Raw genomic sequence first — 19,791 nt, forward strand, 5'->3', positions numbered from 1 at the left:
TCTGATTGTATATATTAATTATATACTATAAATAATTTATCGTCAATCGTAAAACTATCTGTAATTATTCCATTAGACAATTATTTTTATACATATATATCAACCTCAAGTAAAATTTTACCATAATTATATATATCTTAAACAAATATTTTACGTTATATTTTTAAAAGGCTGCAAAAAGTATAATACTTCTTACAGCCTTTTAATTAATTTATTTACTACTCATAAATAATTCTTTATTTTTATATAAATATTCCCATCCTGAATACAATGTAATTAGTGTTGCTATAAGTATAATTATATTACCTGTAGTTAAAAGTAATTCATTTTTAAATTGAGCTCCTAATAACAAAACTACAATTGATAACATTTGTGTTATAGTTTTTATTTTTCCTCCACCACTAGCTGCTATTACTTTTCCATCCGCTGCTGCTATGGCTCTTAATATACTTACTGTTAATTCTCTAGCAACTATTATAATGACCATCCAACTTGCAACAAGATCAACTTCTATCATACAAGTTAAAGCTGAAATTACTAATAATTTATCTGCTAATGGATCCATGAATTTTCCAAAGTCTGTAACTAAATTATGTTTTCTAGCAATATGCCCATCCATAGCATCTGTAATTGAAGCTACTATAAAAATTATACATGCTATTAAAAACTTATTAGGAATATTAAACAACATTACTAATATAAATATTGGTATTAAAAATATCCTAAATAAAGTTAACTTATTAGGCAAGTTCATCTATTACATCTCCCATTAAATCATACTCTAATGCATTATCTATTTTTACATTAACAAATTCTCCTGCATTAAGTTGATTTTTAGATTTTACGTATACTATACTATCTATCTCCTCTGCATCCCCTTGTGTTCTACCTGTATACACATTTTTTTCTATTTGTTCTTCTATTAAAACTTCATATATTTTACCAATTCTATTTCCATTAAGTTCTTGAGATATCCCTTGTTGAACCATCATTAGCTCATCTCTTCTTCTACATTTAACTTCTTCTTCTACATGATTAGGTAATTTATCAGCTGCAGTTCCTTCTTCTCTAGAATATGCAAATGCTCCTAATCTATCAAATTTAACAAGTTTTGCAAATTCTACAATTTCATTAAAATCTTCTTCTGTTTCTCCTGGGAACCCAGTTATTATTGTCGTTCTTAATGTAGCATTTGGAATATTTTTTCTTATCATATTAATTTTATCTAATATATCTTCTTTAGTTGTTTTTCTATTCATCAATTTTAATATTCTATTACTTGCATGTTGTATAGGCATATCAAAGTAATTGCATATATTATCATATTTTTTAATTACATTGACTAATTCTTCAGTTATTGATTCTGGGTATGAATACATTATTCTTATCCATTTAAAACCATCTATATTAGCAAGTTGTTCTAGTAATTCTGGCAACATTTCTTTACCATATAAATCACATCCATATTTAGTTGTATCTTGTGCTATAACCACAAGTTCTTTAACCCCTCTACTAGCTAAATTTTTAGCTTCTACAACTATATCTTCTATCTTTCTACTTCTGTATTTTCCTCTTAATTTAGGTATTATACAATAAGTACAATGATTATCACATCCCTCACCTATTTTTAAATAAGCCATATAACTTGGTGTTGATATATATCTTGGAAGATCTTCATTATAAGCAAATTCTATATCATTAAGACTTACTATTTGTTTTTCTTCTTTTAAGTTTGCTATTATTTCATCTATATTTTGATAACTTCCTGTTCCAACTATAGCATCAATTTCTGGTATTTCTTGCTTTAATTCTTCTGAATATCTTTGAGCTAAACATCCTGTTACTACAAGTATTTTTAGATTACCTGTTTCTTTTAATTGAGCCAATTCTAATATAGTCTCTATAGACTCTTGTTTTGCAGATTCTATGAATCCACAAGTATTTACTAAGATTATATCTGCTTCTTCAAATTCTCCAACTAACTTATATCCTTTTTTATTGAGTATACCCATCATTATTTCTGCGTCTACTAGGTTTTTAGAACATCCTAGTGATTCTAGTGCTATTTTTAACATTTTATTGCTCCTTCCATTGCTGCCTTATGGAATATTATAGCTTCTTCTGTAGCTTTATCCATATTATCAAAATTTATAATTTGATCATAATTATATTTCTCAACTGAATGCATATACAGTGGATCATAATAATCTACTAAATATCTTTCTACAACTTCTTCGTATTTTCCTTCATTTAATAAATCAATACATTCATCTACCATTTTATTTCCTAATCTTTTTCTAAATTTATTTATACAATCTATTAAAATTCCTATATGCTCTTCATCTGTTTTATATATATAGTCTTTACAAAGTCTTTTAACTCTATTTTCTAAACTACATTCTAAAAATATATGATATCCCTCTCTTACTATGCCTTCATATATTTCATTAGGTACAGATACATGACCTACCCTTTTGCTTTCACTTTCAATAAATAAAAACTTAGTTTTTGAATAAAACATTTTTTCAAATATTTTTGTTTCAAATCTTTTTTGAGACGGTGGTTTTTCATCAAAAGTAATAAATCCAAATGCAGACCCACTATTTTTCGCCATTCCTTCTAAATCTATGATATCTATTTCTTTTTCTTCTAATTTTTTTAATAACTCAGTTTTGCCTACTCCTGTTAAACCATGAACAACAATAAACTCTTTGCTATTCATTATGTTTTTTAAGTAATCCAAAACATAATTTCTATAAGCTTTATATCCACCCTCTAGTTGATAAACATTAACTCCTAAAGAAGATAATAAATTTACCACACTTTTACTTCTCATTCCTCCTCTGGCGCAATAAATAACTATATTATCATATTTTTCTACCAAAGTTGCAGATTGTGTATATATATCTTTTAACTTATACGATACATAATCAAATCCTTTTTGTATCGCTTCGTGCTTTCCTTGCATTTTATATATAGTTCCTATTTCATTGTGTTCATTGTTTTTAAAAATAGGCATATTAAAAGCATCTCTTATGTTATCTTCTTCATATTCTGACTCTGTTCTTACATCTACAAAAACTACATTTTCTAGCTTTAAAGCATTTTCTACGTTAATTGTCTTCAATATTATTCACCCTCTAAATCTTGTATGTCTTGCTTACTAACTAGCACTTTTCTAGGCTTGCTACCCTCACTAGGACCTACTATATTTCTTTCTTGCATTGAATCGATTAATCTAGCTGCTCTATTAAATCCTATTTTGAATTTTCTTTGTAGCATAGAAGCTGATGCTTGACCACTTTCTACTACGAATTCTATTGCGTCTTTTAAAAATTCATCTTCATCATTTGATTTCATTTTTATAGGATTAGATACAGTTTCCATTATTTCATTTTCATATTTTACTTCTTCTTTAACTTGACTTTTTACAAACTCAACGACCTTTTCTGATTCATCTTCTGATATAAATGCACCTTGTAGTCTTACTGGCTTTGCAGCTCCTAATGGATAAAATAACATATCGCCTTTTCCTAATAACTTTTCAGCTCCACCCATATCTAATATTGTTCTTGAATCTGTTTGTGAAGAAACTGCAAATGCAATTCTTGATGGTATATTAGCCTTTATAACACCTGTTATAACATCAACTGAAGGTCTTTGCGTTGCTACTATTAAATGCATTCCTGCTGCTCTAGCCATTTGAGCTAATCTGCATATATAATCTTCAACGTCATTTGCACTTACCATCATTAAGTCTGCAAGTTCATCTATTATTATTACTATTTTAGGAAGTTTTTCTTCTGCTTTATCATTATAACTTGTTATATCTTTTACTTGAGTTTCTGCAAATAATTTATATCTTCTATTCATCTCCACAACTGCCCAATTAAGTGCATTTGCTGCTTTCTTAGGATCAGTTACTACTGGTATTAATAAATGAGGTATACCATTATAATTTGCAAGTTCTACTACTTTTGGATCTATAAGTAAAAATTTAACTTCCTCTGGTGTAGCTTTGTATAAAATACTGTTTATTAAAGTATTTACACAAACACTTTTTCCTGAACCAGTAGAACCAGCTATAAGTAAATGTGGCATTTTTCCTATATCTGCTATTATAGGTTTTCCTCCTATATCTTTACCTAGAGCCATAGCAAGTGGTGATTCAAATTCATTAAATTCATCACTTTCTAATACTTCTCTTATACATACCATTTGAGCTTCTTCATTTGGCACTTCTATACCTATTGCACTTTTTCCTGGTATTGGCGCTTCTATTCTTATACTTTTAGCTGCTAGACTAAGTGCAATATCATCAGTTAAATTCACAATTTTACTAACTTTAACTCCAGGACTTGGTTGTATCTCATATCTTGTTATAGTCGGTCCAACTGTAACTTGATTTACCTTAGCTTCTACTCCAAAATCAGATAAAGTCTTCTCTAATAATGTTGCATTTTTTAATACTTTCTTTTTACCATTATCATCAGCTTTTTTATCTACTTTATTTAATAAATCAACACTAGGTTTAACATAATTATCATAATTAGATTCTGATTTTATATTAATAGGTTGTGTTTTATCTATACTTACATTAGGTTCTTTAGCTGACTTTAAATTTTGTGTATGACTATTAGTTTTATTAACACTTTGTAATTCTTTTAAAACGTCCAACTCTGGCATACTTTGAGTTCCTTCTAATATTTCTAGATATTCATCCTCTGCTTTATTAAAACCAACAATTTTAATAGTTTTATCATCTACATCATCATCCATATCCATTACAGATTCTGTATTATCATAATTTGACTTTGATAAAATTCCTTTAAGAAATCCTTGTTTTTTAGTTACTGTAGCATCATCAACTTCATCAGTTATCATTTCTAATGCAGATTGTTTTAAATTCGAAACCTTATCTTTTAAATTAATATCTCCATTTTTTACGCCTTTAGATTTAGCCTTTATGTTATATATTAATTCTTTTAAAGATATATTAAAAGTAAACATTATAAATATAAATAATGCAAATATACTTATTAACCATCCCCCAGTAATTCCAAAGATTTGTTTTATATAATAAGTAATTGTTGCTGTTATTAGTCCACATCCAGTTCCATCTACACCCATTTTCATTACATCTTTAATCATATTTGATTGAATAGGGCTATCAACTGGAACAGTTCTTGAGTTTAATAATCCGTAAAATACAAATATAAATACTATCGCTATGTAATATCCTTTAGTATTTTTCATTCTATATATATATTCATTTCCTTCAAAGAATCCAAGTATACCTTTAGCAATAACTAAAAATGGTATTGCAATAGATAATCCACCAAACAATCCTTTAAAAATACTTTGCATAGTGCTCCCGACTAGTCCCATAGAACTAGAATTCAAACTATATAATAAGAATATTCCAACAAAAACCGTCACTAAGTTATGATACTCTGTATTAAATCCTAAATTTTTATCTTTTTTCTTGCTTTTGCTTTTACTTTTCTTTTTCTTAGCCACCAATCTCACCTCTTATTTTTGATAAGTTAACCTATTCATAGCAAAAAGTGTTAATGCCTTGACACTAACACTTTTGACTATATTATTTAATTATATCATATAATATATTATTTAAACAAATCTTATTTATTTTAATCCATATTATCTTTTTTTTCATTATTTTTCTTGTTATTTTCCTCTTCTCTTATTAATCCTTTTAATTTACTTATTGATTCTTTTAATCCTCCAACCTCATCTATAAGACCACATTCTACAGCTTCTTTTCCTATAAGAACACTCCCTACATCGCTTACTAATTCATCTTTAGAGTGCATTAATTTTACTAATTCATCTTTTCCTATATTGGATGTTCTTGTGATAAATTGAGTTATCCTATCTTGCATTTTTTTAAAATACTCAAAAGTTTCATTTACACCTATTACTAATCCATTTGTTCTGATTGGATGTACTATCATGGTTGCTGTTGGTGCAATAAATGAATAATCTCCTGCTGTAGCAAGAGGTACTCCTATACTATGACTACCGCCTAATACAAGTGTAACTACCTTCTTAGAAACACTATTTATAAGTTCTGCCATTGCAAGCCCTGCTTCTACATCTCCACCTACTGTATTTAATATTATTAATATTCCTTTTATCTCAGGATTTTCTTCTACTGAATATAACATAGGTATTATATGTTCATATTTAGTAGCTTTTTTCTGTGGATTTCCTATAAAATGACCTTCAATCTCACCTATAATAGTTATACACTGAATTTCTTTAGGTGGTTGTGAAGGCATACCGGGAACTCCCATTTGTTTTATATTTTTTATTTCTTCAGTTTGATTTTCATCATCATCTTCTTCTGAGTTTTCGCTTACAAGTGGTTTTTTATTACTTGAACCTTTTCCTGTGTCAAATTCTATATAATTATTATTAAACTTGTCATTATCATAATATATCATTATTTAACTCCTCTCGAATGCACTTTTAATTTAGTTTTTCCAAGTATATTCAAAAAATTCACTCGTGTTAATTTTAATATATTTAAAATATTTTATTGCAAAATAAAAAAGGTCTAAAAATATAAGTTTTACTTAAATTCTTAGACCTTATAATATTACATATAAAATTTTAATTTAAATAAAATTCATTATGGATTGCGTGAACAGAACTTATCATATCAGATTCATTAACTAAACAAGAAATTGTCATATTTGAATCTGAAGTTTGAAGTAAAGATATTCCTGTTTTTGATAAAGACCTTACTATTTTTGCCATTACACCTGGCATTCCAGTTATCTTAGATCCTATCAATGTTACTTTTGCACAGTTTCTATTTATTTCATATTCTACATCATATTTATTTAAAATTTTTTCTAAATCGATTATATCTTTTTCTTCTATCACAAAAGCTTTTTCTGATATAAAAAAGTTTATCATATCAATGCTAATATTTTGTTTTTCTATTTCACTTAAAATCTCAGTAAATATTTTTTCCTCTGATTTGATTTTTATTTGTGCTACCTTATCTTTATTAGCCACAGCTGTCATAAATCCACTTTCTTGTTCATATTCATTGCTAATATACTCACATTTACACATAGCACCTATTTTTGTACCTTTAACCTGCGGATTTAATGTGTTTTTTATCGCTAAAGTTATATCTGCATTTTTAGCAAGTTGTACCGCTCTTGGATGAATGACCTTAGCTCCTTTATCTGCCATTTGAAATATTTCTTCATAATCTACAAAATCTAATACTTTAGCTTTTGGTTCTAATCTAGGATCTGCTGTCATTATTCCATCTACATCTGTATATATTTCTACTATATCACTTCCTAGTGCCTTGCCTATTGCTACAGCTGATGTATCACTTCCGCCTCTTCCAAGTGTTGTTATTTCACCATCGTCAGTTCCACCTTGAAATCCAGCTATAACTACAACTTTGCCACTAGATAATTCTTTTAATATTTTATTTGGATTTATGTCTATTATTTTAGCATTACCAAAATCTGAAGTTGTAAGAATTCCAGCTTGACTTCCAGTTAAAAAAGTAGCTTCTATTCCTTTAGATTCCAGCATGTTTACTAATATAGTTCCTGATATTATTTCCCCACATGCCATCATTATATCAAGTTCTCTTTTCTTGGGTTCTTTATTAATCTCTTTACACAAATTTATAAGAGTATCTGTTGCATACGGAGCACCTTTTCTGCCCATTGCTGAAACTACTACTACTATATCTAAATTTTTTTCTTTTTGTATTTTTATTATATTACAAACTTCATTCATTTTTTCATACGATTCAACTGATGTCCCACCAAACTTCTGCACTAAAACTTCCATAATAACCCCCTAGTACACTCCATCGTATTCTATTATTATCATGTCGTTGCCTATTTTTTTCACACTTCTCCATGGAACCTCTAACATACTTTTATCTTTTTTTAGTCCAAAAAAACCTCTTTCTCTAGGTATCATTAGTGCTAGTATACTTCCTGTAGTTTCATCTATTATTAAATCACATTCCCCTATTACTCCTAGTCTCTCCCCTGTAACTAAATTAACTATTTCTTTACCTGATATTTCAGATAAGTTCATAATTTATCCCCCCATAGTTTTTTATAATTTAATCTTATCTACTCCTTTACCAACAATGCACACTCCTATATTTTCTATATTAAATACTTTATCTATTACATTTTTTATAGTTTTAATATCTACATTATTTATAGATTCAAGTATTTCTTCTGTCGTTCTAACTTTATCGTTAAATAACATAGCTTTTCCTATAGCTGACATTCTACTACTTGTGCTTTCTAAATCTAATATATAACTACCTTTAAGTTGTTCTTTGCTTTGCTGAATTTCCTTTTCAGTTAAATAGTTCTCTTTTATTTCTACAATTTCACTTTTTATTAATTCATATACTTCTTTTAGATTTTTTTTACTCATACTAGCAAAAATACCAAGTTCTCCACATTTTCTATACAAACTTTGAGACGAATAAATAGAATAAACTAATCCCTTTTCTTCTCTTACCTTTTGAAATAATCTTGAACTTATGCTTCCTCCAAATATATTATTAATTATAGATAAAGCATATACTTCATTTACATTTTCTCTAGGTATAGCCTTTAAAGTCATAGCTAAACTTATCTGTTCTGTGTCTTTATTTTTAGTTATGATACACGAATTAAATTCAGATTCTTCTATATTTAAATTTACTTCTTTACTTTTCCAATCTTTGAATTTTACATTTAACTTCTCAACAAGTTCTTCGAATTTAAAGTTTCCAGATATTGATATAACAGCATTGTTAGGAGTATAGTATTTTTCAAAATATTCAAACATATTTTCTCTATTTATATTATCAATTGACTTTGTTGTTCCAATTATATTCATGCCAATTCCTTTGTTATTGTATATGTTTTCTGTTAATAAATCATAAGCCAAGTCTTCTGGTGAGTCTTCATACATTTTTAATTCTTCAAGTATTACTAATCTCTCTTTATCTATATCGTACTTATCAAATTTAGAATTCAAAATCATATCACTAAGTACATCTATTCCAATATCTATATGTTCATCTAATAATTTCACATAATAACACGTATTTTCCTTACTTGTGAATGCATTTATTTGTCCTCCTAAATTGTCAATTTCACTTGCTATTTCTTTTGATGTTCTATTTTTTGTTCCTTTAAACAACATATGCTCTATGAAATGAGATACTCCGCTTATTTGAGAATCTTCTATTCTAGAACCTGCATTAACCAAAATACCAAGTGTTATTGATTTTAAATGTTGTATTTCCTCTCCAATTATTTTTAATCCATTATCTAACGTGTGTGTTTTATACATTTTAGTCCTCCAGTTACTTTTCTCATTATTTTATCTAGTTATATATCTATTAAAATTTATATTTTCTCTACTTATATATATATGTATTAAATTATAAGTTAGTGATATAATTTATTCAACTATAAATACATCGCTTAATTTACCAGGCTTTAGTCCTTTATCTCTCACTATTTTAATAATATCATCTAAACATTTAGTTGTTGCATTTGTTGGATGCATTAATATTATACTGCTATCCTTCATTTCTTTATTTTTAACTCGATTTATTATTACATCAGGTTGTTCTCTGTACTTCCAATCAATTGTATCTATGTCCCATTTTATTGATGTATAACCTAGTTCTTTTGCTGCCTTTATAGTTCCTTCTCCAAATGATCCAGCTGGAGCTTGAAAAAATTTTGTATTTTCTTCAATTACATCTTCTATAATTTTCTTAGATGTTCTTATTTGCTCTAAGTTCTCATCATACGATAATTTTGCATAGTCTAAATGTTTATACCCATGATTTCCTATTTCATGACCTTCTTTTTTCATTTTTAATAAAATATCTTTATTTTTTTCTGCCCACTTACCTGTTACATTAAATGTTATATTTACATCTTCTTTTTTAAGCGTCTCTAGTATTGATTCTACATACTCAGTTTCCCATCCTAGGTCTACGTTGCAAGTTAATGCAACGTAACCACTATTTTCTTTAGTTCCTCTATCATAAGGTAACTCTGCAGCATCAAATAAATTAAACGTAGAAGTTGAACTATTTTTATTTAGTGCAAATACAACTCCTCCTAATATTACTACTGCTGCTATTACTGATAAAATTATTTTCTTTAGTTTATTTTTATTAAGTACCATCATTATCATTAAAGCTTCCTCCTAAATATGTACAAATCATTTCTTAGTTAATACTATTAATTTAAATTTGTATTTATGCAAAAATGAGTGGTCTTAATTATAATAATTAAAAAATGGTGACCTCATATGAGTTCACCATTTTTTATTTTTATCATCTTTATATATTATTTATTTTCTTTTGTTTCTGGTTTTTCTGGTTTAGGTAAAAGTACTTTTCTAGATAAATTAACTCTTCCTTTTTCATCTATTTCAGTTACCTTAACCTCAACTTCATCTCCAATGTTTAATACATCTTCAACTTTAGCAACTCTTTCGTGTGCTATATGAGATATATGAAGTAATCCTTCTTTTCCTGGAAGTACTTCCACAAAAGCACCAAAATTCATTATTCTAGTTACTTTACCTTTGTAAGTATGTCCAACTTCAGCTTCTGCAACTATATTATTTATACGTTCTTGTGCTAATTTTATCATTTCTGGATCTATACCTGCTATGAATACTTCTCCATCTTGTTCTATATCTATCTTAACCCCTGTTTCATCTATTATCTTAGTGATAACTTTTCCACCAGGTCCTATTACATCTCTTATCTTATCTGGATTTATTCTCATTGTTACTATCTTAGGAGCATATCTAGATAATTCTGCTTTTGGCTCATCTATTGTTTTTCTCATTTCATTTAATATGTGTATTCTACCAACTCTAGCTTGAGCTAATGCATTTCTAAGAACTTCTTCATCTATTCCAGCTATTTTTATATCCATTTGTATAGCTGTTATACCTTTTTCTGTACCTGCAACTTTAAAATCCATATCTCCTAGATGATCTTCCATACCTTGTATGTCTGAAAGTACTGCAACCTTATCATCATGCTTTATAAGACCCATTGCTATACCTGCAACCATATCTTTTATAGGTACTCCTGCATCTAATAAAGATAATGTAGATCCGCAAACACTACCTTGAGAAGTTGATCCATTAGAACTTAATACTTCAGAAACTAATCTTATTGCATATGGGAAATCTTCTTTAGAAGGAAGTACTGGTATTAAAGCTCTCTCTGCAAGTGCTCCATGTCCAATTTCTCTTCTTCCTGGTCCTCTTGAAGGTCTAGCTTCTCCAACACTGTATGCTGGGAAGTTATAATGATGCATATATCTTTTATTTTCTTCTTCATCAAGACCATCTAAAATTTGTACATCTCCAAGTGCTCCAAGTGTTGTTATTGTCATAACTTGAGTTTGTCCTCTTGTAAATAATCCTGAACCATGAGCTCTTGGTATAAATCCATTGTCACACCATATAGGTCTTATTTCATCTAATTTTCTGTTGTCAGGTCTTATATTTTCATGTACAATAAGTTTTCTAACTTGTTCTTTTATTATAACTTGAAGAGTTTCCTCTATATCATACTCATAATCTTCAAGTATTTCTTCAAAATGTTCAAAAGTAGCTTGTCTTACAGCTTCCATATTTTCCATTCTTTCAAGCTTTTCTATAGTTTTAACAGCTTCTTTCATACCTTCAGTAGCAAATTCACGAACAGCTTTTTCTACTTCTTCATCTATTTTATGAAGAGCTATTTCTATTTTTTCTTTTCCTACTTCTGATACTATTGTTTCAATGAAAGCTACTATTTTCTTGATTTCTTCGTGAGCAAATAATATAGCCTCAAGCATTAATGCTTCTGGTATTTCTTCTCCACCTGCTTCAACCATCATTATAGCTTCTTTAGTTCCTGAAACTACTAAATGTAATGAACTTTTTTCTCTTTGTTCTGCTGTTGGATTAGCTACTAATGCCCCATCAACTAAACCTACTAAAACAGAACCTGTAGGTCCATTGAAAGGTATTTCAGATATAGAAAGAGCTATTGATGAACCTATCATCGCAACTATATCAGGAGTACAATCTTGATCCACAGATAAAACTGTAGCAACAACTTGTACATCATTTCTAAAACCTTTAGGGAATAACGGTCTTATAGGTCTATCTATTAATCTTGAAGTAAGTATAGCCTTTTCTGAAGGCTTACCTTCTCTCTTTAAAAAACCACCTGGTATTTTACCAACTGAGTATAACTTTTCTTCATAATCTACACTTAAAGGGAAGAAATCTATTCCATCTCTTGGCTTAGCTGATTTAGATACATTTACCATAACCATTGTTTCTCCGTATCTTAATATGGCACTACCACTTGCTAGTTCAGCTATCTTTCCTATCTCAACAGAAAACTCTCTTCCTGCTAAATCCATTTTAAAAATTTTATGTTCAAACATTAATGCTTGTACCTCCTCTTATACTAAAACCACGTTTACCATCTCATGTACTATCTTATCAAAAATACTATAATTTAACAATATAAATGTGGGCTATTAGCTGTTCTTTAAATTTTATTATATTTTATTATTTACTTTTTAATCTTAATTTACTCTCTTCTAATCAGAACAACTTATTGCTAATATTTCTGGACCAGTATGAGAACAGATACAAGATCCTCCTCTAGTAAATAATATTCTTCTAGCTTTTATTCTTTTATTTACTTCTTCTTTTAATTTTTCAAAATCACTATAGTTATCTCCGTATCCTATTGTAATTATCTTATTCTCTAAATTGTTATCATTCATTTCTAGAATAGTATCAACTAATTTACTAGCAATATGTTTAGATCCTCTAACCTTTCCTATTAATTTTGCTTCTGCATCATCAAAGAAAAATATTGGTTTTATACTTAACATATTACCTATTATAGCTGCTGCTACTGGAACTCTCCCACTTTTCTTTAAATAGTCTAATGTTCCTGGTACAAATAATAATCTAACACTATCTTTTATATCTTCTAATCCTTTTATTACTTCTTCTGGATTTAAATTTTGTTCTATAAGCTCGCAAGCTTTTATAACATATTGCCCACTACCTAATGATAAGTTAACAGTATCAAATACATGTATGTTTTCACTTGTATCATTTTTTGCTAAAGTTGCACTTTGGAATGTACCTGAAGACTTAGCCGCTCCAGTTATACAAATTATGTGGTATCCTTGTTCTATGTATTTATCAAAAACTTCTTTAAATTGAATATAAGTTACTTGAGAAGTTTTAGGTAAAGTTTCACTAGTTCTTAACATTTCATAATATTCTTCATTAGTTATGTCTATATTATCTTTATATTCTTTATTGCCAAATATTACAGTTAGTGGGACTACCTCTACATACTCTTTACTTTCTATTTCCTTTGGAATATCACATAAGCTATCACATATTAATTTTATCTTCATTGCGATCCCCCCCGTTACTTTATTTATTATATATATATTATTTAATTCCTTCTATTTAAGTACAAAAAAGCAGGTATTTAGTATACCTGCTTTTATACAAAGAATAAAATTACTTTCTTAAACCTAACTTAACTATTAATGCTCTGTATCCTTCTAAGTCTTTTTCTTTTAAGTAAGCTAATAAGTTTCTTCTTCTACCAACCATTTTTAATAAACCTCTTCTTGAGTGGTGGTCTTTCTTATGAGTTTTTAAATGTCCGTTTAATTCATTTATTCTAGCTGTTAATAAAGCTATTTGAACTTCTGGAGAACCAGTATCTCCTTCAAATCTTCCGAACTCTTTTATTATTTCTGTTTTATTTAACATTGTGTTTACCTCCATAAATTTTATAATCGCCTATCACTAAGCATTGATTGGAGTATTCATATGCCGAGTGATGGTTAACGCATTATTTATTCTATCATATTTTATTTTTTTTTGCAAATATACTTTTCATATACATAATTAGTGTCTTTTTTTAATTGTGATTTTAATTCTTCTAAAGAATTAAATTTTTTTTCTTCTCTTATTCTTTCTAAAAACTCAATTTTTATAATTTTACCATATATATCTTCATCAAAGTTTAAAATATTAGTTTCAATAGATAATTTTTCCCCTTTTACAGTAGGATTATACCCTATATTTGTTGCTCCAAAATATATTTTTTCATCTATATTAACTTTTGTTGCATATATTCCACATCTTGGAATAAGCATATCATCTTTTGCTTCTATATTTGCCGTTGGAAAACCCAACTGTCTTCCTAATTTTTTAGAATGAATTACTTCACCTTCAATTTCATAGTCATGACCTAAGTACTCTTTCACTCTACATACACTTCCTTGAGCTACTAGATTTCTGATATATGTGCTGCTAACTCTTATATTATTTATTTTTATAGGCTTAACTATTTCAACCTCAAAATCATATCTAGCTGCTAATATTTTTAATAGATTTGAATCCCCCTCTTTGTTCCTTGCAAAAGTAAAATCATGTCCAACTATTACTTTTTGTGCCCCCAGTTTTTTTACTAAAATGTCTTTTACAAAATCATCTGCAGATATTTTAGTCATATATTCATCAAAAGGAATACTAATAATAACATCTACACCTAATTTTTGTAATATTCTAATCTTTTCTTTATTTGTTATAATATTTTTTATAGAACTTGAATTAAAATAATTTCCTGGATGATTTTCAAAAGTAAATACTATACTTTTTATGTTTTGTTTTTTTCCATATTCTACAGCTTTATTTATAAGCACTTGATGACCTTTATGTAGTCCATCAAAATTACCTATAGTTACAACACTTTTTTCTATCCCCTCTATTTCACTTATAAATTTAAAAATAGCCATAATGATTTCCCCACCAGAATTATAGTTTATATAAATATTTTATCACTTTTTAGGCTTATAGTGTTATTGTCTTTTAATAACTTACCAACACCTAAAAACATATCCCCAATATAAACTCTTACAAGTTCATTTTCCTGGCCAACAGTATCTATATTAAATCTTTTCTTGTCTATTATTCCTCCATTGCTATAATATTTCAAAGCAGATGGATTTAATTGTACTGAATTGAAATTATTAAGTACATAATCTATATCATATAAGTACTTTTCAAGATTATTATTTTCATGAAATTTTTCTAATTCTTCTAATGTTATTGCATTTTCAAGATTAAATCTACCAGAAGATGTTCTAAGTAAGAAAGACATATGCCCTCCTACTCCTAAAATCTCTCCTATATCATGACAAATACTTCTTACATACGTTCCCTTTGAACATTTTACATAAAACATTATTTTTTCATCTTTTATGCTAAGTATATCAAGCTGCTTTATATTAACTTTTCTAGATTTAATTTCAATTTTATCAGCATTTCCACTTCTAGCTATATCACACATTTTTTTACCATTTACCTTTAATGCTGAGTATACTGGTGGAAATTGATCTATTTCTCCAATTTGTGTTTTAAAAGCTTTTTTAATATCTTCTTTTTCTATTATAAAATTTTCTACTCTTTTTAAAATAGTTCCAGATGCATCATATGTATCAGTACTTATTCCTAAAGTTAACTCACATATATAAGATTTATCTTTATTAAGTATAAGTTCACTTACTTTGGTTGCTTTTCCTATACATATAGGTAATACCCCTGACGCATCTGGGTCAAGGGTACCTGTATGTCCAACCTTCTTTATATTTAAAATTCTTCTAACCCTACTTACAACATCATGAGATGTCATTCCAGTAGGTTTTAATATATTTACAATTTTATCCATGTTTTTTATCACCTTAGATTGTTTTTAAAACTTCTTGTAGTACTAATTTTTTAGCATTTTCAATACTATCATATATAGTACATCCAGCAGCCCTTACATGGCCACCTCCATTAAAAGTTTTAGCAATTTCACTAACATCAACATAATTCTTTGATCTTAGGCTAACTTTAACTTCATTTTCTTTTTTCTCTTTTAATAAAATCCCAACTTCTACGCCTTGTATATCCCTTGTATAAGACGTAATTGCATCAACATCATTAAAGCTTATACTATATTTCTTTAACATTTCTTTTGTTAACATTATACTTGCTATTTTAGATTCTACTATATCTAATGTATTTAAAGCATCTCCTAGTAATTTATAGAAATTAAAAGGATTACTTTGGAACACATTTTGAATTATAGTATCTCTCTTTGCACCTAATATAAGTAACTCTTTAGCCATTTCAAAACTACTTGGATGGGTACTTGAATAAGAGAAGTTTCCAGTGTCTGTTACAAGCCCTGTATAAAGAGCAGTAGCTACTTTCTCATCTATTAAATTCAAATTACTTACTTGATAAAATCTTACTAATAGATTATATACTAATTCACAAGTAGAAGAAGCTTCACTATCTATATAATTTAAATCACCATAATAATTATTACTTGCATGATGATCTATACATATTAATTTATTAGAATTATTTATAATTTCATCACTTACACATATTCGTGATTTATCTCCGCAATCAAGAGATATTAAACTATAATCATTTATTTTCAATTCATTAGATCTTAATATTTCTACACCTTTTACTAAAAATTTAAGGTTTAAAGGTGTATTATCATCAAGAACATAATAAACATTTTTATTTAATTTCTTTAAACAATAATACATTGCTAAAGTTGAGCCTACATTATCTCCATCAGGACTAATATGAGAGGTAACGATAAAATCGTTACTCTCATTTATATGTTTTATAATATTATCAATATTATTTATCATAGCTTTCATCCTCATTATCTTGAGTTTGTTCACTTTTATTTTCATTAACTTTTCTTATAAGGTCAGACATATACATACCATTTTTAATTGAATCATCAACTTTAAAAATTATTTGTGGAGTATGTCTAAGCTTAACATTTTTACTTACTTCTCTTCTTATGAAGTTCACTGCACTTTTAAGACCTTCTAATGTAGATTCTTCATCTCCACCTAAAATACTTATATATACATAAGCATAACTTAAGTCATTTGTAACCTCAACATCAGTTACACTTACCATAGATGTTATCCTAGGATCTTTTATTCCACTTATAAGCATTGTGCTTATTACTTTTCTTATTTCTTCTGCTATTCTTCTTGTTCTGTTATATGATGCCATAATATCGACCTTCTTTTACTATTTTAATTTTCTTTCTACTTCTTTAGTTATATAAGCTTCTATTATGTCGCCTTCTTTTATATCATTGTAATTTACAAAGCTCATACCACATTCGTATCCATTATTAACTTCTTTTACATCATCTTTAAATCTCTTTAATGCTGCAAGTTCACCGTCATGAATTATTATACCATCTCTAACAAGTCTAACTTTAGATCCTCTGAATATTTTACCTGAAGTTACATAGCATCCTGCTATTGTTCCTATACCAGATATTTTAAATATTTCTCTGATTTCAGCTTTACCTGTATCTTCATCTCTATATTCTGGATCTAACATACCTGTCATAGCTGCTTGAACATCTTCTATTGCTTTGTATATTATAGTATATGATCTTATATCAACTTTTTCCTTTTCACCCATTAGTTCTGCACCTGGAACTGGTCTTACATTAAATCCTATTATTATTGCGTTAGATGCAGCAGCAAGCATAACATCTGATTCTGTTATCGCTCCAACACCACCATGTATAACTCTAACTGCAACTTCATCATTAGATAATTTTTCTAATGATTGTTTAACCGCTTGAACTGAACCTTGTACATCTGCTTTTATAACTATGTTAAGATCTTTTACTTCACCTTCACTCATTTGACTGAAGAATTCATCAAGTGACATTCTTTGGTTCGATTTTAACATTTCTTCTCTAGCTATTTGTTGTCTTTTTTCTGCTACACTTCTAGCTATTTTATCAGTTGGAACTGATACGAATTGATCTCCACCTTGTGGAACTTCTGATAAACCTAATATTTCTACAGCTGTAGATGGTCCTGCAGTTTTAATTCTTTTTCCTTTAGAATTTATCATTGCTCTAACTTTACCACAAGCAACACCTGCAACTATTGGATCTCCAACTTTTAATGTACCACCCTGAACAAGTACTGTAGCAACTGGTCCTCTACCTTTATCAAGTTCAGCTTCTATAACTGTACCTACAGCTCTTTTATTAGGGTTAGCTTTTAGCTCTTCCATTTCTGCTACTAAAAGAACCATTTCAAGTAATGTATCTATACCTTCTTTTTTAAGAGCTGATACTGGAACTGATATTACTTCTCCACCCCAGTCTTCAACTAATAAGCCTTGGTCAGCTAATTCTTGTTTTACTTTATCTTGATTAGCTCCTGGCTTATCTATTTTATTTATAGCAACTATAAGTGGAACTTCTGCAGCTTTAGCATGGTTTATAGCTTCTATTGTTTGAGGCATTATTCCATCATCTGCAGCAACAACTAATATTGCCATATCTGTAACTTGTGCACCTCTAGCTCTCATTGATGTGAAAGCCTCATGTCCTGGTGTATCTAAGAATACTATCTTTTGTCCATTTATTGAAACTTCAGAAGCACCTATATGTTGTGTTATTCCACCTGCTTCATTTGAAGTTACATGAGTTTCTCTTATTGCATCTAATAAAGATGTTTTACCATGGTCAACGTGTCCCATAACAGTCACTACTGGTGGTCTTGGTTTTAAATCTTCTTCTGCATCTTCTTCTATTTCTAATAATGCTTCTATAGCTTCTTCTTCTTCATCAGATTCACCCACTACTAGGTTAAATCCATATTCACTAACTACTAAAGATGCTATCTCAAAACTTACTTCTTGGTTTATTGTTGCCATAGTTCCCATTTTCATAAGTTTCATTATTATTTCAGATGCTGATGTATCTAATGCATTAGCTATTTCTTGAACTGTTAATTTTCCCTCTATAGTTATGTTATTCCCATCATCTGATACAGCTGTTTCTTCATTTAACATTTCTTTTATTAATTCTATATTGTCATTATCTAATTCAGAATTTTGATCCTCTACATTTATATCAAGTTCCTTTAACTTATTTATAAGTTCTTCATTTGATATATTTAAATCTTTCGCTATTTGGTATACTCTTGTTTTTGACACAAGATCACCCCCTATTATATTTTGTTAAATTAATTAATTTTATTTGTTCATTGAATTAATTAATTCCATTATCTTATCAGAAAATCCTTGATCTTTAATTCCTAAAACCGCTCTTGGAGCTTTCCCTAAAGAAAGTCCTAATTGCAATTTTGTTGAAAAATTCACATATGGTATATTTCTAAATGATGACTTATCTTTAAAAAGTTTTTTCGTATTATCTGAAGCATCATCTGCTATTATTACTAATTTTATATTTCCTCTTCTTAGTTCAAGCAATGTTGAATCATCTCCAGAAACTATCTTACCTGCGCGCATCGCAAGCCCTAAAAATGAGTATATTTTTTCTTCATTATTTTTCATATGTCTCTAACTCCGCAAGTAATTTTTCATATACCTCATCAGATACTTCTATTTTAAAAGCCTTATTTAAAGCTTTTGTTTTTATAGCTTTTTTTAAACATTCAGAGCTTTTACAAATATAAGCTCCTCTTCCATTTGCTTTACCTGTTAAATCTAAGAATATTTCACCATCTTTGGTTTTAACAATTCTTACAAGCTCTTTTTTAGAGTCTCTATCCTGACAGGCTATACATTTTCTTTGAGGCACTTTCTTTATTTTTTGCAAAGACTATC

General features: G+C 28.5%; 19 protein-coding genes. All 19 read right to left on the minus strand.

Annotated elements, in window-relative coordinates; all coding sequences use genetic code 11:
* Window positions 1-211 precede the first annotated feature (211 nt).
* The 19 genes from pgsA to rnpM all read right to left on the minus strand — a co-directional run bounded on the left by pgsA (window position 212) and on the right by rnpM (window position 19,783).
* A complete protein-coding gene (gene pgsA, locus CHF27_RS00610) occupies window positions 212-754 on the minus strand; it encodes a CDP-diacylglycerol--glycerol-3-phosphate 3-phosphatidyltransferase (protein ID WP_095404909.1) in 543 nt (180 codons plus the stop codon).
* Window positions 741-2,075 carry a 30S ribosomal protein S12 methylthiotransferase RimO gene (gene rimO / locus CHF27_RS00615; RefSeq protein WP_095404908.1) on the minus strand — a complete coding sequence of 445 codons (1,335 nt, stop codon included), beginning with the start codon at window positions 2,073-2,075 and terminating at the stop codon, window positions 741-743. The genes pgsA and rimO overlap by 14 nt, the downstream gene beginning before the upstream one ends.
* Complete coding sequence (gene mnmH, locus CHF27_RS00620) at window positions 2,069-3,127, minus strand: tRNA 2-selenouridine(34) synthase MnmH (protein WP_095404907.1); 1,059 nt, start codon at window positions 3,125-3,127, stop codon at window positions 2,069-2,071. The genes rimO and mnmH overlap by 7 nt, the downstream gene beginning before the upstream one ends.
* A 2-nt stretch (window positions 3,128-3,129) precedes the next feature.
* Window positions 3,130-5,520 (minus strand): FtsK/SpoIIIE family DNA translocase, encoded by a 2,391-nt coding sequence (locus CHF27_RS00625; RefSeq protein WP_095404906.1) that lies wholly within the window; start codon window positions 5,518-5,520, stop codon window positions 3,130-3,132.
* A gap of 131 nt (window positions 5,521-5,651) precedes the next feature.
* Complete coding sequence (locus CHF27_RS00630) at window positions 5,652-6,467, minus strand: ClpP family protease (protein WP_095404905.1); 816 nt, start codon at window positions 6,465-6,467, stop codon at window positions 5,652-5,654.
* 169 nt (window positions 6,468-6,636) lie between these two features.
* Complete coding sequence (dapG, locus tag CHF27_RS00635) at window positions 6,637-7,851, minus strand: aspartate kinase (RefSeq protein ID WP_095404904.1); 1,215 nt, start codon at window positions 7,849-7,851, stop codon at window positions 6,637-6,639.
* A 9-nt stretch (window positions 7,852-7,860) separates the two neighbouring features.
* Complete coding sequence (locus CHF27_RS00640; RefSeq protein ID WP_095404903.1) at window positions 7,861-8,106, minus strand: YlmC/YmxH family sporulation protein; 246 nt, start codon at window positions 8,104-8,106, stop codon at window positions 7,861-7,863.
* 21 nt (window positions 8,107-8,127) lie between these two features.
* Window positions 8,128-9,369, minus strand: coding sequence for a M16 family metallopeptidase (locus tag CHF27_RS00645; RefSeq protein ID WP_095404902.1), 1,242 nt, complete (start codon window positions 9,367-9,369; stop codon window positions 8,128-8,130).
* Window positions 9,370-9,480: 111 nt separating this feature from the next.
* The gene (locus tag CHF27_RS00650; protein WP_095404901.1) at window positions 9,481-10,230 is read right to left on the minus strand and encodes a polysaccharide deacetylase family protein; all 750 of its coding nucleotides are present in this window, start codon (window positions 10,228-10,230) and stop codon (window positions 9,481-9,483) included.
* A gap of 155 nt (window positions 10,231-10,385) precedes the next feature.
* Window positions 10,386-12,500, minus strand: a complete 2,115-nt coding sequence (locus CHF27_RS00655; RefSeq protein ID WP_095404900.1) for a polyribonucleotide nucleotidyltransferase — start codon at window positions 12,498-12,500, stop codon at window positions 10,386-10,388.
* A gap of 159 nt (window positions 12,501-12,659) precedes the next feature.
* On the minus strand, window positions 12,660-13,499 hold the full coding sequence (locus CHF27_RS00660; RefSeq protein WP_095404899.1) for a DegV family protein: 840 nt from the start codon (window positions 13,497-13,499) through the stop codon (window positions 12,660-12,662).
* Between the two features lie 109 nt (window positions 13,500-13,608).
* Window positions 13,609-13,866 (minus strand): 30S ribosomal protein S15, encoded by a 258-nt coding sequence (rpsO, locus tag CHF27_RS00665; protein ID WP_095404898.1) that lies wholly within the window; start codon window positions 13,864-13,866, stop codon window positions 13,609-13,611.
* A 101-nt stretch (window positions 13,867-13,967) separates the two neighbouring features.
* Window positions 13,968-14,897 carry a bifunctional riboflavin kinase/FAD synthetase gene (locus CHF27_RS00675; protein ID WP_095404897.1) on the minus strand — a complete coding sequence of 310 codons (930 nt, stop codon included), beginning with the start codon at window positions 14,895-14,897 and terminating at the stop codon, window positions 13,968-13,970.
* Between the two features lie 26 nt (window positions 14,898-14,923).
* A complete protein-coding gene (truB, locus tag CHF27_RS00680) occupies window positions 14,924-15,829 on the minus strand; it encodes a tRNA pseudouridine(55) synthase TruB (protein ID WP_095404896.1) in 906 nt (301 codons plus the stop codon).
* 13 nt (window positions 15,830-15,842) lie between these two features.
* Window positions 15,843-16,826, minus strand: a complete 984-nt coding sequence (locus CHF27_RS00685) for a DHH family phosphoesterase (RefSeq protein ID WP_095404895.1) — start codon at window positions 16,824-16,826, stop codon at window positions 15,843-15,845.
* A complete protein-coding gene (rbfA, locus tag CHF27_RS00690) occupies window positions 16,807-17,196 on the minus strand; it encodes a 30S ribosome-binding factor RbfA (RefSeq protein WP_095404894.1) in 390 nt (129 codons plus the stop codon). Before rbfA ends, CHF27_RS00685 begins: the two co-directional genes overlap by 20 nt.
* Window positions 17,197-17,214: 18 nt before the next feature.
* Window positions 17,215-19,158 carry a translation initiation factor IF-2 gene (gene infB / locus CHF27_RS00695; RefSeq protein WP_095404893.1) on the minus strand — a complete coding sequence of 648 codons (1,944 nt, stop codon included), beginning with the start codon at window positions 19,156-19,158 and terminating at the stop codon, window positions 17,215-17,217.
* A 39-nt stretch (window positions 19,159-19,197) separates the two neighbouring features.
* A complete protein-coding gene (locus CHF27_RS00700) occupies window positions 19,198-19,518 on the minus strand; it encodes a L7Ae/L30e/S12e/Gadd45 family ribosomal protein (protein WP_095404892.1) in 321 nt (106 codons plus the stop codon).
* Window positions 19,508-19,783 (minus strand): RNase P modulator RnpM, encoded by a 276-nt coding sequence (gene rnpM, locus CHF27_RS00705; protein ID WP_095404891.1) that lies wholly within the window; start codon window positions 19,781-19,783, stop codon window positions 19,508-19,510. Before rnpM ends, CHF27_RS00700 begins: the two co-directional genes overlap by 11 nt.
* Window positions 19,784-19,791: the final 8 nt, after the last annotated feature.

This window comes from Romboutsia maritimum (assembly GCF_002251085.2).
GTDB lineage: Bacteria > Bacillota > Clostridia > Peptostreptococcales > Peptostreptococcaceae > Romboutsia_B > Romboutsia_B maritimum.

Excerpts from the sequence above, each read along its gene's own strand:
- pgsA (WP_095404909.1), bottom strand. The coding sequence starts at position 754 with ATGAACTTGCCTAATAAGTTAACTTTATTTAGGATATTTTTAATACCA.
- rimO (WP_095404908.1), bottom strand. The coding sequence starts at position 2,075 with ATGTTAAAAATAGCACTAGAATCACTAGGATGTTCTAAAAACCTAGTA.
- CHF27_RS00630 (WP_095404905.1), bottom strand. The coding sequence starts at position 6,467 with ATGATATATTATGATAATGACAAGTTTAATAATAATTATATAGAATTT.
- dapG (WP_095404904.1), bottom strand. The coding sequence starts at position 7,851 with ATGGAAGTTTTAGTGCAGAAGTTTGGTGGGACATCAGTTGAATCGTAT.
- CHF27_RS00640 (WP_095404903.1), bottom strand. The coding sequence starts at position 8,106 with ATGAACTTATCTGAAATATCAGGTAAAGAAATAGTTAATTTAGTTACA.
- CHF27_RS00645 (WP_095404902.1), bottom strand. The coding sequence starts at position 9,369 with ATGTATAAAACACACACGTTAGATAATGGATTAAAAATAATTGGAGAG.
- CHF27_RS00650 (WP_095404901.1), bottom strand. The coding sequence starts at position 10,230 with ATGATAATGATGGTACTTAATAAAAATAAACTAAAGAAAATAATTTTA.
- CHF27_RS00655 (WP_095404900.1), bottom strand. The coding sequence starts at position 12,500 with ATGTTTGAACATAAAATTTTTAAAATGGATTTAGCAGGAAGAGAGTTT.
- CHF27_RS00660 (WP_095404899.1), bottom strand. The coding sequence starts at position 13,499 with ATGAAGATAAAATTAATATGTGATAGCTTATGTGATATTCCAAAGGAA.
- rpsO (WP_095404898.1), bottom strand. The coding sequence starts at position 13,866 with ATGTTAAATAAAACAGAAATAATAAAAGAGTTCGGAAGATTTGAAGGA.
- CHF27_RS00675 (WP_095404897.1), bottom strand. The coding sequence starts at position 14,897 with ATGGCTATTTTTAAATTTATAAGTGAAATAGAGGGGATAGAAAAAAGT.
- truB (WP_095404896.1), bottom strand. The coding sequence starts at position 15,829 with ATGGATAAAATTGTAAATATATTAAAACCTACTGGAATGACATCTCAT.
- CHF27_RS00685 (WP_095404895.1), bottom strand. The coding sequence starts at position 16,826 with ATGAAAGCTATGATAAATAATATTGATAATATTATAAAACATATAAAT.
- rbfA (WP_095404894.1), bottom strand. The coding sequence starts at position 17,196 with ATGGCATCATATAACAGAACAAGAAGAATAGCAGAAGAAATAAGAAAA.
- CHF27_RS00700 (WP_095404892.1), bottom strand. The coding sequence starts at position 19,518 with ATGAAAAATAATGAAGAAAAAATATACTCATTTTTAGGGCTTGCGATG.